The 13,977-nt window shown below is 37.3% G+C and carries 12 protein-coding genes; 3 read left to right on the forward strand and 9 right to left on the reverse strand.

All coding sequences use genetic code 11. From position 1 onward, the window contains the following. Nucleotides 1-31: 31 nt before the first annotated feature. From RAH34_RS18825 to RAH34_RS18840, 4 genes are all read right to left on the reverse strand, one after another. Nucleotides 32-823 (reverse strand): hypothetical protein, encoded by a 792-nt coding sequence (locus tag RAH34_RS18825; protein ID WP_114820797.1) that lies wholly within the window; start codon nucleotides 821-823, stop codon nucleotides 32-34. 140 nt (nucleotides 824-963) lie between these two features. Further along, nucleotides 964-2,238, reverse strand: a complete 1,275-nt coding sequence (locus tag RAH34_RS18830) for an acetyl-CoA hydrolase/transferase family protein (RefSeq protein WP_114820842.1) — start codon at nucleotides 2,236-2,238, stop codon at nucleotides 964-966. A gap of 220 nt (nucleotides 2,239-2,458) precedes the next feature. Beyond that, complete coding sequence (locus tag RAH34_RS18835; RefSeq protein WP_306597141.1) at nucleotides 2,459-3,970, reverse strand: succinate CoA transferase; 1,512 nt, start codon at nucleotides 3,968-3,970, stop codon at nucleotides 2,459-2,461. Between the two features lie 170 nt (nucleotides 3,971-4,140). Further along, nucleotides 4,141-5,292, reverse strand: a complete 1,152-nt coding sequence (locus RAH34_RS18840) for a homogentisate 1,2-dioxygenase (RefSeq protein WP_121490017.1) — start codon at nucleotides 5,290-5,292, stop codon at nucleotides 4,141-4,143. Between the two features lie 123 nt (nucleotides 5,293-5,415). Between RAH34_RS18840 and RAH34_RS18845 the strand changes: the two genes are divergently transcribed. Both RAH34_RS18845 and RAH34_RS18850 read left to right on the forward strand, forming a co-directional pair. Beyond that, nucleotides 5,416-7,485, forward strand: a complete 2,070-nt coding sequence (locus tag RAH34_RS18845) for a TonB-dependent siderophore receptor (protein WP_306597142.1) — start codon at nucleotides 5,416-5,418, stop codon at nucleotides 7,483-7,485. A 50-nt stretch (nucleotides 7,486-7,535) separates the two neighbouring features. Then, on the forward strand, nucleotides 7,536-7,943 hold the full coding sequence (locus RAH34_RS18850) for a thioredoxin fold domain-containing protein (protein ID WP_228411964.1): 408 nt from the start codon (nucleotides 7,536-7,538) through the stop codon (nucleotides 7,941-7,943). Between the two features lie 608 nt (nucleotides 7,944-8,551). Here RAH34_RS18850 and RAH34_RS18855 read toward each other — a convergent pair. Both RAH34_RS18855 and RAH34_RS18860 read right to left on the reverse strand, forming a co-directional pair. Next, nucleotides 8,552-9,022: a cupin domain-containing protein gene (locus RAH34_RS18855; RefSeq protein ID WP_306597143.1), complete on the reverse strand. Its 471-nt coding sequence runs from the start codon at nucleotides 9,020-9,022 to the stop codon at nucleotides 8,552-8,554. 3 nt (nucleotides 9,023-9,025) lie between these two features. After that, on the reverse strand, nucleotides 9,026-10,015 hold the full coding sequence (locus RAH34_RS18860; protein WP_306597144.1) for an NADP-dependent oxidoreductase: 990 nt from the start codon (nucleotides 10,013-10,015) through the stop codon (nucleotides 9,026-9,028). Between the two features lie 92 nt (nucleotides 10,016-10,107). Between RAH34_RS18860 and RAH34_RS18865 the strand changes: the two genes are divergently transcribed. Then, nucleotides 10,108-10,485 carry a helix-turn-helix domain-containing protein gene (locus RAH34_RS18865; protein WP_034697438.1) on the forward strand — a complete coding sequence of 126 codons (378 nt, stop codon included), beginning with the start codon at nucleotides 10,108-10,110 and terminating at the stop codon, nucleotides 10,483-10,485. A gap of 306 nt (nucleotides 10,486-10,791) precedes the next feature. Here RAH34_RS18865 and RAH34_RS18870 read toward each other — a convergent pair whose 3' ends face one another. Genes RAH34_RS18870 through RAH34_RS18880 form a run of 3 tightly spaced genes read right to left on the reverse strand, consistent with a single transcriptional unit; the run spans nucleotide 10,792 to nucleotide 13,727 of the window. Further along, nucleotides 10,792-11,646 carry a glycine betaine ABC transporter substrate-binding protein gene (locus RAH34_RS18870; protein ID WP_306597145.1) on the reverse strand — a complete coding sequence of 285 codons (855 nt, stop codon included), beginning with the start codon at nucleotides 11,644-11,646 and terminating at the stop codon, nucleotides 10,792-10,794. Between the two features lies 1 nt (nucleotide 11,647). Continuing rightward, nucleotides 11,648-12,475, reverse strand: coding sequence for a proline/glycine betaine ABC transporter permease (locus tag RAH34_RS18875; RefSeq protein ID WP_306597146.1), 828 nt, complete (start codon nucleotides 12,473-12,475; stop codon nucleotides 11,648-11,650). 1 nt (nucleotide 12,476) lies between these two features. Further along, complete coding sequence (locus tag RAH34_RS18880; RefSeq protein WP_306597147.1) at nucleotides 12,477-13,727, reverse strand: glycine betaine/L-proline ABC transporter ATP-binding protein; 1,251 nt, start codon at nucleotides 13,725-13,727, stop codon at nucleotides 12,477-12,479. Nucleotides 13,728-13,977 lie beyond the last annotated feature (250 nt).

The raw sequence follows: 13,977 nt of genomic DNA on the forward strand, positions 1-13,977 counted from the left end.
GCCGTAGATACTCTCTACGGCTTTCTTATTTTTAAGTTGTTTCAATTTTTCTGTTGAGCATTCCCGCGTCGGGATTATAGTTGTCCCAGATCTTCCAGGAATTATTTATTTTTTTGATAAAATAAATTTGTGTACTCAGTTGATTGACAAAGTGTTCCTCTCCGGTTTCTCCAACTTTAAACAGCAGATTCCAGAACTCCTGAGATTCCAGGATTTTCTTGTCGGGTTCATCGGTCACCACTTGAATATCAAAAACCTCATAATTGGATCTGTTGTTTTTAGTAACCAGCTGAAAGTCTTTATCACATAATTCTTTACTGAACAGTGAAACCCTTTCCAGGAATGGAGAATCATCAAAAACCAGATCTTTAAAAAGCTGGGTATTATGATTGGGAAACTGTTTACAAAACTCAAAAGCGGTTGCACAGTATTCATAAACCATTTTCGTAAGATAAGACTGATCATCAGTTTCCTCTTCTTCCTGTTTCTTATATCTGATAGCAAGGATGTAATCATTGAGATCTTTATATCCTAAGAAAATGCAGATTTTATCAAGTGTTTTAAGAAATCTAAGGTCATTGTGAGTTTTATCCTGGTAATCGTTTTCAAAAAAGCGTTGTAAGGTTACATGGGAAATGGTATTTCCGATTTCAAATTTTTTTCCTCCTTTCAGTTCTTCCGCTTCAGAAAGCTCGTCTTTGATAATTTCAGAAAGAATAATATAATGGCTTCGCTTCCATTCATTCACATTCCCCAAAACAGAATTCCTTACCTTGGAATGTTTTACCACTTCGTCTCGTATCGAATTATATATAGTTTTCAATTTCCTTGTTTTTGAAAGAATTTTATCAAATATACTGCCAAAAATTTAATATTTTTTTATCATTTTATGACAATGAGTTCAAAATATGTTTTAAGTTTTCAATTTAAAAAGGCAGTTTCAAGGACTTTATAATTTGATTATCAGTGTTTAAATCTTTCAAAAGCAGCTCTTTCCAGCATCTCTCTGTCATCCGGATGGGCAATACTGATGAGTTCCTGCGCTCTCTGGCGAAGATTCTTACCATACAAATAGGCTGTTCCGTACTCAGTAACCACGTAGTGGATATGGCCTCTGGTAGTTACGACACCAGCTCCCTGTTTAAGGAAAGGAACAATTCTGGAAATTCCTTTTTTCGTCCTTGCCGTAATAGCTATGATAGGTTTTCCATCATCACTTAATGCTGCACCGCGCATAAAATCCATTTGCCCTCCAATTCCGCTGTACTGGAGTGTTCCGATAGAATCGGCACATACCTGGCCTGTAAGGTCTATTTCAATGGCAGAGTTAATGGCTACCATTTTTTTGTTTCGCATAATATTGATCGGAAAATTCACTTCACTCACGTCTCTGAAGGCAAAGACTGTATTGTCATCCACATAGTCGTAAAGTTTTCTTGTTCCGAAGCAGAAACTTGTAATGGTTTTATTGTCGTTGTAGCCTTTGTATTTGTTGTTGATCACATCATCCTGAATAAGGTCAATAACACCGTCACTCAGCATTTCTGTGTGAATTCCCAGGTCTTTATGGTTGGTAAGACATTTTAGCACGGCATCAGGAATGGTTCCGATGCCCATCTGAAGGGTAGATCGGTCTTCAATAAGCTCCGCTACATTTTTTCCTACGAGCATTTCTTCAGGACCTACTTTGGAACCATAATCTACTGTTGGGAGTTCCTCTTCATGCCAAACCAGTTTATGAATCCTGCTGATATGGATCATCCCGTCTCCATGGGTTCTCGGCATTCTTGGATTAACGATGGCAACAATGATTTTTGCTGTATCTACAGCGGCTCTTGCAATATCTACAGAAGTCCCCAAAGTACAAAAACCATGTTTGTCGGGTGGAGAAACTGTAACGATAGCTACATCGAGAGGGAGAATATTTTTTCTGAATAAAATGGGAATTTCACTTAAGAAAACGGGAACAAAGTCTCCACGGTCAGAATTTACAGCATCACGCACAGGTGTCGAAACAAATAAAGAGTTGATGAAAAAGCTGTCTTTGTATTGTGGTTTTGCAATTTCCACATTTCCCTGCTGGGTGATGGAAACCATTTCCACATTTTGCAAACGATTAGACTGTCTTGCCAGCTCATCAATCAGATAATTCGGTGTACAGGCACTGCCGTGAAAAAATACACGGTTTCCACTTTTTATCGTATATATTGCTTCTTCTGCGCTGATGTAATTATTCATATTTTGTCTTTTTAAAAGGGTGTTCAATGTATTTTTACAACTCATAAAAATACCGCTCTTCTTTCAAAGATAATCTTTATAATTTTATATTCATATAAATATTTTGAGGATATTGTACAGATTTTTATCATATGAATACATCAGCAGTGATTTAAAAACGAAAGGACTCAATGCATTGGCATTCAGTCCTTTCGTTTTGTCTGTTATTTTGATGGAAATTTTAATTAGCAGTTTCTACTGCAGTTTTCTGTTTCATGCTTCCCGTTTCTGCAAATCGTAAATGCCAGCTGAATGCCTCTTGTAATAAATGTGGCGTATGACCTCCTTTTTCACAGGCTCTGTCGAAGTAAGATTGTAGTTCTTCTTTATAATCCGGGTGAACACAATTATCAATGATTTTCTGTGCTCTTTCTCTTGGTGCCAGTCCTCTTAAGTCAGCCAATCCGACATCTGTTACCAGAATATCTACATCGTGTTCTGTATGGTCAGTATGAGAAACCATTGGAAGAACGTGGGAGATATTGTTTCCTTTTGAAGCGGCCTGAGTTACAAAAATACTTAAATAAGCGTTTCTTGCAAAGTCTCCGGAACCTCCGATTCCGTTCATGATTTTTGTCCCTCCGATATGAGTGGAGTTTACATTTCCATAGATGTCGAATTCAATGGCGGTGTTGATGGCAATTACTCCCAATCTTCTGATCAATCCCGGAGTATTGGAAATATTCTGAGGTCTTAAAACGAATTTGTCTTTATATTTTGAAAGGTTTCCTAACACTCTTTCGTAGCATTCCTGAGAAACGGTAATGGATGATGCAGAAGCAAAGCTAAGCTTACCGGAATCGATCAGATCAAATGTACTGTCCTGAAGAACTTCCGAAAACATGGTCAGGTCATAAAAATTACTGTTTTTGAATCCTGTCAGAACTGCATTGGCAACCTTACCGATACCTGCCTGAAGAGGAAGTAAACGGTCTGTAAGTCTTCCTAAAAGAACTTCATTTTCAAAGAAAGCAAGAAGATGTTTGGCGATTGCTGTTGTTTTTTCATCGGGTTCTGCAATATCTGCCGGACTGTCTTTACGGTTGGTAAATACAATAGCCTCAATTTTTTCAGGATCTACAGGAATGCTTTTTCTCCCGATTTTGTTCCATGGTGCAACAATTGGAATGACATTTCTGTAAGGATAATCTTCGGCCTGGTAGATATCATGGATGCCATACACTTCTTCAGGTACTTCTGTATTGATTTCAATAATAACCTTTTTAGCCAAAGCCGCAAAAGTAACAGAATTTCCCACAGAAGTAGTCGGAACAATACTTCCGTCTCTTTCAATATAAGCAGCTTCGATAATGGCTACGTCAATACTCTGAAGATTTTTGGTGTGAAGAAGCTCGGCACTTTCACTTAAATGCTGGTCGATGAAGAGAATTTCACCGTTGTTGATTTTGTTTCTTAAGATAGGATCTACCTGAAATGGCATTCTTTTTTTCAGAACATTGGCTTCTGCCAGTTTTCCGTCAGTACCGTGTCCCAATGAAGCTCCGGTCATCAAAGTGACTTTCAAGTCTTCTGTTTTTCCTCTTTCAGCCAGTGCGGGCAAAATGGCTTTGCTGTCACCTGCTTTTGTAAAGCCGCTGGACCCGATGGTCATACCGTCTTTAATGATTTTTACAGCGTTTTCGGCTGTGGTTACCTTTTGGTGTAAACTTTCTAATCTGATTCTTTCTAACATGTAATATTGATTTTGTTTTAAACCACCATTACTTAGGATGCGATATGAAAAATAATGATGGTCAATATGTTAACCATACCTCACAAATTTACGAAAAAAGACGCTTTAAATAAAGGATTTAAAGCGTCTTTTGTATGTATTCAGTAATACTTTTTGATAATTTTACTGTTTTATTCTAACCATGAAGTTTTATAAGAAGGATCTTCTACTTTTAAAGCTTCTTCTGTAATTTTTAACGGGCGGAAAGGGTCTACCATTACGGCATATTCTTCCGTGAATTTTTTACCGATACTTCTTTCCATAGCACCAGGGTGAGGTCCGTGTACAATTCCACCAGGGTGAAGGGTGAAGTCCATTAGGTCAATATGGTTACGGCTCATGAAATCACCTTCTGTGTAGAACAATACCTCATCAGAATCAATATTAGAGTGGTTGTAAGGTGCAGGAATAGCCTGTGGGTGATAATCGTACATTCTTGCACAGAATGAGCACACTACGAAATTGTGTCCTTCAAAATTCTGGTGAACCGGTGGCGGCTGGTGAATTCTTCCGGTAATGGGTTCGAAGTTTTTAATATTGAATTTATAAGGATAAAAATAGCCGTCCCAGCCTACCACATCAAATGGGTGTGTTGCGTAGATGAAGTCGGTAATCTGGTTTTCTTTTTTTACTTTAATCAGGAATTCTCCTTTTTCATCGATGGGTTCTTTATAAGTAGGAGCAATCATGTCTCTCTCGCAGAATGGAGAGTGCTCTAAAAGTTGCCCGAATTCATTTCTGTATCTTTTCGGAGTGTAGATAGGAGAGTGGCTTTCCAATACAAAAAATACCGTATCATCAGATTTTAGTTCTACCTGATAAATCGTTCCTCTCGGAATAATAAGATAATCTCCTGTTACGAATTCAAGATCTCCTACAAATGTTTTTAAGATTCCGGTTCCGTTATGAACATACAAAAGCTCATCACATTCCGCATTTTTGTAGAAATAATCCATCGATTTTCTTGGCTTTGCCAATCCCATTTTCAGGTCATTATTCATCAAAAGGATCTTTCGGCTGTCCATGAAATCATCTTCAGGAGTAACGTTCATTCCCTTAAACATTCTTGGAGCAACATTCTTTTCCACTGCAATTTTGGGAGTAACATCTTTCGGCTCACCGATAGATTTAATCTGTGTAGGGCGGTGGATATGATATAACAGAGAAGAAATACCATGGAAGCCTTCTGTACCGAAAAGCTGCTCATAGTAAAATTTATCTTCAGGAGACTTAAAGATCGTGTGTCTTTTTGGTGGGATATTTCCCGATTGATGATATCTCATTTTACTTTCATATGTAGTTTCTCAAATTTAATCATTTTTCATGAATTCAATCCATCTATATTTTTTGGATTAAGTTTTGTATTTGAAAAATAATTGTTAGATTTGTCTAACAATTTTAATTTCATGAAACGAATATTATTTTCTATTACTTTTTTATCAACCTATTGTTTTGCGCAGGAGACCGACAGCTTGGGTGTACAGCAAACTAAGAGTCAGGATTCTGCAAAAGTTATGAAGAGGGAATTCAAGACAAGTGCCATTGAGGATGTAGTGGTTACTGGTACCATAAAACCGATGAGCAGGTCCAAAAGTCCTGTGGCAGTGGAGATCTACAGCCAGAAATTCTTTCAGAAAAATCCTACTCCCAGCATTTTTGAAGCCATTGCAATGGTAAATGGGGTGAAACCTCAGCTGAACTGTTCCGTATGTAATACTGGGGATATTCACATCAACGGACTGGAAGGGCCATATACCATGATCCTGATTGACGGAATGCCGATTGTAAGTTCTCTTTCCACCGTATATGGACTAAGCGGAATTCCGAATAGTTTGGTTGACCGAATTGAAGTAGTAAAGGGGCCTGCATCTTCCATTTATGGTTCTGAAGCTATGGGAGGGGTGATTAATATTATCACCAAAAATGCACTGACTGCTCCTAAATTAAGTGTTGACCTGATGACATCGAGTTGGTTTGAAAATAATCTGGATCTTTCCACCAAATTCAATGTGGGGAAAAATGCCGCTTCATTATTAAGTTTAAATTATTTCAGTTTTCAGGAAAGAATAGATCAGAATAAAGATAATTTCACAGATACCACTTTACAAAGCAGAATTTCCGTATTTAACAAGTGGAATTTTAAGAGAAAAGAAAACAGACAGGCTAGTTTTGCTTTGAGGTATCTGTATGAAGACCGTTTTGGAGGAGAAATGCAATGGAATAAATCCTTCCGGGGCAGTGATGAAGTATACGGAGAAAGTATTTATACGAACAGAGCAGAGGTTTTCGGATTGTACGAATGGCCGATGAAAGAACATATTGTGACTCAGTTTTCTTATAATTACCATGATCAGAATTCATTTTATGGATCCAATCCATTCAATGCGACACAAAAAGTGGCATTCGTGCAGACGTATTGGGACCGAAGCTTCGGGAAACATGATATCACAGCCGGACTTACTTTCAAAAGAACTTTTTACGATGATAATACACCCGGAACATTAGCAGCAGATGGGATTACCAATGCGCCGATGAAATCTCCTATCTGGGGAGCTTTTATCCAGGATCAGTGGGAGATTAACGATAAAAATACTTTGCTGATTGGATACAGATATGATTATGATAAAGTACATCATTCCGTACATTCACCGAGGTTTGCATGGAAATTTAATCCTAATCCATACCATACCTTGCGTTTCAACTTTGGAACAGGGTTCAGAGTGGTTAATTTATTTACGGAAGATCATGCTGCATTGACAGGCTCAAGAGAAGTTGTGGTAAAATCAGATCTGAAACCGGAAAGATCGATCAATGGAAACCTGAATTATATCTGGAAAATTCCCGTAGGAAACCGAATGGTAAATCTTGATGCGTCGGCATTTTATACGTATTTCAGTAATAAAATTGTAGGTGATTTTGATTCCGATCCTAACAAAATTATTTATGACAATCTTCACGGATACGGAATTTCAAGAGGTGCTTCCCTGAATGTGGATTTCAGTTTTCAGTTTCCTCTAAGTGTTAATCTGGGAGTGACGTATTTGGATGTCTATCAGAAATTTGATAACGAAAATCAAAAAACACAACAGCTGCATGCCCCAAAATGGAGTGGTACTTATAATCTGACGTATAAGTTTGCGAATAACCTGACCATCGATTTTACAGGACAATTCTACGGTCCAATGCGACTACCTGTCTTAGTAAATGATTTCCGCCCTGAATATTCACCTTTTTATTCACTGGCCAATATTCAGGTGTCCAAGAGCTTCAAATCCGGATTTGAAGTGTATTGCGGGATGAAAAACTTATTCAATTTCAGGCCTAAAGATCCTTTGATGAGACCATTTGACCCGTTTGATAAGCATGTTGATGATCCTATCAACAATCCTAATCATTATACTTTTGATACGGCATACGGTTATGCCCCGATGCAGGGAATCAGAGGTTTCTTAGGAGTAAAATATACTTTAAAGTGAAAAAAATAGCTTTATTTTTAATGTTAGTGCCCTGTTTTTATCTGTCTCAGATGAAGACAGGCACTTTTTCTGATCTTGAAATTCAGCAGAAAGAAAATCCGAAGCCAGTTGTGATCCATCTTTATACAACTTGGTGTGCGGTTTGTAAGATTGAGTCTTTTCGTATGAATAAAGATCAGGAGCTGGTGAATATGATCAATGATCATTTTTATTTTGTCAATTTCGAGGCGGAGAAGACGAAGGAGAAAATTCATTTCCAGAATCAGGAGTTTGAATATCTGCAGAATGGAAATTCCGGAATTCATGAGTTGGCGCTGGCTTTGTCGAAGAATAAAAATCAGCCTGTTTATCCTTTGTGGGTATTTCTGGATAAGCATCAGAATCTGGTGTATTATCAGGAAGGGCAGATGACGCCTGAGAAAATGAAGCAGAAACTGTTGGAGATTTCGGCTTTGTAATTGAATGTTGTTTATATATCATTTCTCAAAGATTACACGAATTACACAGATGCTTGCGGAAAATATGAGTGCGTTTTTTTATGTTTCTGAGTTTTTGTTGGAAAAACGCAAAGGCACAATTCTTTCTTCTTTTATCCGTTTTTAAGACGCGAGGATTTTATCTTCGATAAAATTTAATAATGCTTATAATAGTTCTGAAGAATACTAATAATTAAGTAATAACCTTGCTGAAAATCTTCGTTTTTTGCGCCATAAAACAACTTATTGTTTATTGTTTATTTTTTCTTTGCGACTTTGCGTTTTCCCAGCTTTAAAAGTATTTTTTTATTTCCCACAGATCGCACAGATTACGCAGATGTATGTGTAGAATCTGCAAAATTTGCTAGATCTGCGTGAGTTTTTTAATGTTTTTGAGTTTTGTTTGAAAAATGCAAAGGCGCAAAGTTTTTTTCTTTCTTATGTTTTAAGGCACTAGGATTTATCTGCGATAAAATTATACATTTCTAATACTTTATAAATAATTCCTTGCTGAAAATCTTTGATTTTCTTGCGCCTTAAAAACAATACATTATTTATTTTTCTTTGCGCCCTTGCGCTTTTCCAACAAATTAAATTTCTGCATCAATCAAAACAGCCAGTTGAATGCAAGGTTCATCAGACCGGTTGCTCCATGCATGGTTTGTTGCCCTTTGAATAACGATGTCGCCCGGCTTCAGAAGCGTTTCACCTTCTTCCATAATGAGATAAAGCTCACCGGAAAGAATAATGATATAATCCAGTGTCGGCGTTTGATGCATCATCGGATGAGGTTCATTCTTTTTCCATTCTACACCTAAATCTTTATCCGGCGGAACTACTACATATCGGAAGTAAGTACCGTTCTTAGGCGTTTGTGGAAATCCGGTATTGGGAATTCGGTTTTCAAAATCCAGGCTGGCTGGCATGGTCTGAGTATTCCATACATCTGAAATGATGAGTCCTGGAAAATGTTCGACGGCATTTTCTACCTGTTGGTCTTCAATAATGACAGATTTTCCGTCTTTTGTTCCTGTTACGATTCGTCTTGGTATTTTGTTCATAGATTAATGTTTCATGATCAGTTTATGACCTTGAGTCTGATTGTTTTTTAATATGGAATGTGCCTCCAGAACAGTATCCAAAGAAAGGCTTCCAACGGTTTTATATTGTGGAGGGAGAATCGTTCCGTTTTCAATGAGAGTCTTGATGGTAAGCAAACTGTTCTTATAGTACTCGTATTTTTTTACCATTCCATACGTATAATTGGAGATATTCATAATCAGAGTTCCTTTATTGAAGAGGGTTTCGTGAGCATCTTTGGTGACCAGGGCTGTCACATCCACATACATTCCGTTAATTTTTAAAGCTTCTGCTGTCAATTCTGACATGGAGTTTCCCACCAGATCAATTCCATATTCAAAATGCTGGTTATTATTGGCTTTTACAATATTCTCAATAAGATTTTCTTCTTTATAATTGATGATCTGATGATCTTTTAAACCCAATTTGAGAAGAATCTCTCTGTTTTCCTCACTGCCAACCGTGGCTGTGATCTGCCGGATATTATGTGCTAATAAAAGTTTAATCACAAATGAACCTACACCTCCGGCTGCACCTGTAACAAGGATTGTATTTTCCGGATTTAATTTCAAACGGTTAAAAATCTGTAAAGAAGTAAGCCCCGCTGAAGGAATAGCCGCTGCCTGTTCAAACGAAATATTTTTAGGCTTAAAAGAAACAATGGCTTCAGGAACGGCAATATATTCAGCGTAAGTGCCGTTGCTTCCCATGGAGCCGCTGCCACAGTAGACTTCATCTCCAATATTGAATTCTGTAACTTCCGTACCTTTATCTACTACAATTCCGGATAATTCTCTTCCTAATATCGGGGAACTGATCAGTTTCCGTTCCAATTCATTTTCCAGCATCTGATAATCGATGGGATTGAAACCACTTGCTTTAATCTGAATTAAAACTTCATTGCTTTTAGGTTGGGGTTGTTCTGTAAATCCATCTTCCAGTGTTCCGTTCTTATTTAGAATAACTGCTTTCATTATTGTTAATTTGATACACAAATGTAAAGAAGGAATAGTTTATATTTGCTACTAGTTAACCAATGGTAACTAGTTACCTTCATGAAACTATTATGGCAAAAATCATTGAAAATGGTATCGAAAGAGAAGCAAGCTGTACAGAAGAACTGTTCGCGATGCGGGACAGTCTGGATGTTTTGGGAGGAAAATGGAAACTGATGATCTTACGGTATCTGACGAACAGACCGGATCAGATGATTCATTTTAAAAAGCTGGAACGCAGTATTGAAGGAATCTCTGCAAAAATGCTGAGCAAAGAATTAAAAGAACTGGAAACCAATCTTCTGATCACAAGAACGATTCAGGATACAAAACCGATTACGGTAACATATGCGGTGACGGAATATGGAAAATCTGTATTTCCTGTGACGGAAACATTAGTGAATTGGGGAATAATCCATCGGGAAAAAATCAAAGAATCAATGGGATAATTTTGAGATATTGGAAAACGCAAAGACGCAAGAATTTCCTTTAAATATGCCTTAAGTCGCAAGGATTTAATCTTTGATAAAATTTATTTCTGTTGAATTTTAATTGAAACAGACTTGCTGAAAATCTCCCATTGAGCAAAGTCGAAATGTTCTTACGCATTAAAGAAGTATATTATTAAATTTCTTTGCGCCTTAGCGATTGCTAATCAATCTTGCTTCATAGAGAAAAGATCAAAAATCTGTATTGATCAAAAAATCCTCATACCCGTGAAGAGTTGAGGATTTTAAATACTATCAAATTGTTGATTAGTTTTTATCTAACCAAGACTGTACCAGCTCAGCGTGATTTTCCACCCATTCTTTGGCCGTAGCTTCTTTATTTTTACTCTGTTCCATTTTCATTAAAAGATCAGACATGTTTTCATCATCAAAATGGAGTTTTGAAAAGAATCTGGCCAGCTCCGGATGATCTTTTGCAAAGCTTTTTCTGGAATAGGTTTTAATCTGTTCTGCTTCACCATATATCTTTTTGGGATCATCAAGAAACTTCAGCTTCATTTTTCCAAACATCCAGTGGGGCTGCCATCCGGTTACCACAATCCATTCTTTACGTTGTATGGCATTCTGTAATTCGGTGATCATGGCAATGGTAGAGGAGTTGATCTGCTGAAAATCCAGTTGATAATCAACGATCGCTTTATCTGTTCCGGTAGTTAATCCGGCTCCTTTTTCAATTCCAATAATTCTATGGTTGAATTGATCTTTATGCTGACTGAGCTCTTCAATGGAATTAACAGGAACATATTCCGGTACAACCAGTCCTATACGGCCATTGTCATAATTGGTTCCAAGATGAGTCAGTCCCGGAAATTTAGCCAGCTTTTTAGCATGAGTGTAAGGTAGCCAGACTCCCATGAAAAGGTCTGTATCTTCATTATTCATCGAAGCCAGAATCATATCTGTAGAAGCTTTTTGAATAATCACATGATAACCTTGTTTATCCAGAATAGCTTTAGCAACGTGCGTCATTGCTACATCTTCCGCCCAGCCGTCTACCATTCCTATGGTGATGTATTTAGAGTTTTTTATGTTTTCACACGAACTTAATGCTGTAAATAGTAACATTAAAACGGGTAAAAACAGATATTTAAATTGTTTCATTTTATTGCTTTTTCTTTACAAATCCCTGGGTAATTCGGTCGAGGATAATGGCTAAAATCACTACGGATAAACCACTTTCAAATCCTAATCCGATATCCAGATTATTAATTCCTTCCAGTACTTTCTCTCCCAAACCGCCTGCAGCAATCATTCCTGCAATAACGACCATGGATAAGGATAACAATATGGTTTGATTGATTCCCGTTAAAATCGTTTTCATTGCTAAAGGAAGTTCTACTTTAAATAGAATCTGACGGTTGGTGGCACCAAAAGCTCTGGCTGCCTCTACGATATCTTTTGGAACGGCTTCAATTCCCAATGTCGTTAATCGAACCGCGGGTGGCATCGCAAAAATAATGGTTGCAAAAGCTCCAGGTACTTTACCAATACTGAAAAACAGTACAGCCGGAATCAGGTAGACAAATGCGGGCATGGTCTGCATCAAATCCAGTAAAGGACGAATGATTTTGTCGGCTATTTTGCTTTTCGCAGCTAAAATTCCCAAAGGAATAGAAAGAATAAGAGCGGTAATGGTGGATACAAAGATAAGTGCCAGCGTTTCCATGGTTTCTTTCCATAGACCCATTAAAAATATTAAACTTAATCCGGCAGCCGTTACTACAGCAATACCTTTTCCGGCTTTCCATAATGCCAGCAGGGTAAAAAAGAGAATGATTACATAAAAAGGTGTGCTTGTTAAAACCCATTCAATCCCCATAATGGAGGAGTTTCCCAGATGTTTTATGACATCAAATACAGGCTTTCCGTTTTCTGTGAGCCAATTGATTGCAGTTTCTACATATTGGCCTATATCTATAGTTTTATTCATCTTATTGGTTGTTTGCGATTTCTTTTAATTCTATAATCTCTTCTTCGTTAAATTTGGTGGCTTCTATGACCAGCGATAACTGGGTAACAAGACCTAGAAATTTATTGTCTTCATCAATTACAGCGATGGACGATTTGTTTTCAGAGATCAGTGGTAACATCTCTTCAACAGTCACTTCAGGATAAACTGAAGGAACATTGCTGTTGATAATAGATTCTACCGTAGGTTCTTTCATTTTGGCAATGCGGACCACATCTTTAAGGGTTACAAAACCAAGAAATTTATTTTGAAAGTCTACCACAGGCAAGTTTTCCAGCCCTGTAGCTCTCATTTTTCTTAAAGCTCCTTCCGGACCGTCTTTTCTGAAACGGACCACCGTAGCTTTGTCAAACATTAAAGATCTTGCGGTGATAATCGTTTTACGGTCTACTTTCTCTACGAACGCTTTTACATAATCGCTTGCCGGATTGGTCAGAATATCTTCAGCAGTTCCTATCTGTTCTATGACCCCATCTTTCATGATGACGATACGGTCCCCGATTTTAATGGCTTCGTCCAAATCGTGGGTAATAAAGACGATGGTTTTTTGTAATGTATTCTGCAGTTCAAGCATCTGATCCTGCATTTCAGATTTGATCAATGGATCCAGTGCGGAGAAGGCTTCATCCATAAGTAATACTTCAGGATCATTCGCCAAAGCTCTGGCCAATCCAACTCTCTGCTGCATTCCTCCGGAAAGCTGGGAAGGATATTGGTTTTCAAAACCTGTTAATCCTACAATATCCAGCGCTTTCTGTGCTTTTTTATCGCGTGAAGCTTTATCTTCTCCTCTGATTTCTAATCCGAAACCTGCATTGTCGAGAATTGTATGATGGGGAAGTAATCCAAATTTCTGGAAAACCATACTCATTTCCGTTCTTCTTACTTCCAGCAGTTCTTTGTTGTTTTTTCCGGTAATATCATCGTCATTGATGTATACTTTTCCGGAAGTAGGTTCATTCAGCCTGTTAAGACAACGCAGTAAAGTCGATTTTCCGCTTCCTGACAATCCCATGATCACAAAGAATTCTCCTTCATAAATTTCAAAACTGGCTTTGTTGATTCCTATGGTGCAGCCTGTTTTTTCAAGAATTTCCTTTTTGGAAAAACCTTTATCCAGAAGTTCCTGTGCTTTTTCTTTGTTTTTACCAAAGATGATGGTCAGGTCTTCCACTTTAAGTTTTACTTTTCGAGTGTTTTCATTTTTTTCCATATTCAGAATTTTTCAATTAATAATTTGATATAAAAAATTGTACACCAATTCATTATATACATTTAACTTTCGTTGTTCTGCTGTTGGCAAAAGGATAAAATAATTTGCTAAGCCTTTAATGATAAAAGCTTTAAACAAAAAAATAACAGCATAAAGACCTGCTGGCCTTATGTTTATTTTAAATATTTCAATAGATTATACTCTAGAAAAAGAGTGTATTATGTAAAAAGAAATGATCTTTTACATAGAT

Origin of the sequence: Chryseobacterium sp. WLY505 (assembly GCF_030846215.1) — a bacterium.
Classification (GTDB): domain Bacteria; phylum Bacteroidota; class Bacteroidia; order Flavobacteriales; family Weeksellaceae; genus Chryseobacterium.

Coding starts and splice junctions, on each gene's coding strand:
- RAH34_RS18830 (WP_114820842.1), bottom strand. CDS start 2,238: ATGAATAATTACATCAGCGCAGAAGAAGCAATATATACGATAAAAAGT.
- RAH34_RS18835 (WP_306597141.1), bottom strand. CDS start 3,970: ATGTTAGAAAGAATCAGATTAGAAAGTTTACACCAAAAGGTAACCACA.
- RAH34_RS18840 (WP_121490017.1), bottom strand. CDS start 5,292: ATGAGATATCATCAATCGGGAAATATCCCACCAAAAAGACACACGATC.
- RAH34_RS18845 (WP_306597142.1), top strand. CDS start 5,416: ATGAAACGAATATTATTTTCTATTACTTTTTTATCAACCTATTGTTTT.
- RAH34_RS18850 (WP_228411964.1), top strand. CDS start 7,536: ATGAAGACAGGCACTTTTTCTGATCTTGAAATTCAGCAGAAAGAAAAT.
- RAH34_RS18855 (WP_306597143.1), bottom strand. CDS start 9,022: ATGAACAAAATACCAAGACGAATCGTAACAGGAACAAAAGACGGAAAA.
- RAH34_RS18860 (WP_306597144.1), bottom strand. CDS start 10,015: ATGAAAGCAGTTATTCTAAATAAGAACGGAACACTGGAAGATGGATTT.
- RAH34_RS18865 (WP_034697438.1), top strand. CDS start 10,108: ATGGCAAAAATCATTGAAAATGGTATCGAAAGAGAAGCAAGCTGTACA.
- RAH34_RS18870 (WP_306597145.1), bottom strand. CDS start 11,646: ATGAAACAATTTAAATATCTGTTTTTACCCGTTTTAATGTTACTATTT.
- RAH34_RS18875 (WP_306597146.1), bottom strand. CDS start 12,475: ATGAATAAAACTATAGATATAGGCCAATATGTAGAAACTGCAATCAAT.
- RAH34_RS18880 (WP_306597147.1), bottom strand. CDS start 13,727: ATGGAAAAAAATGAAAACACTCGAAAAGTAAAACTTAAAGTGGAAGAC.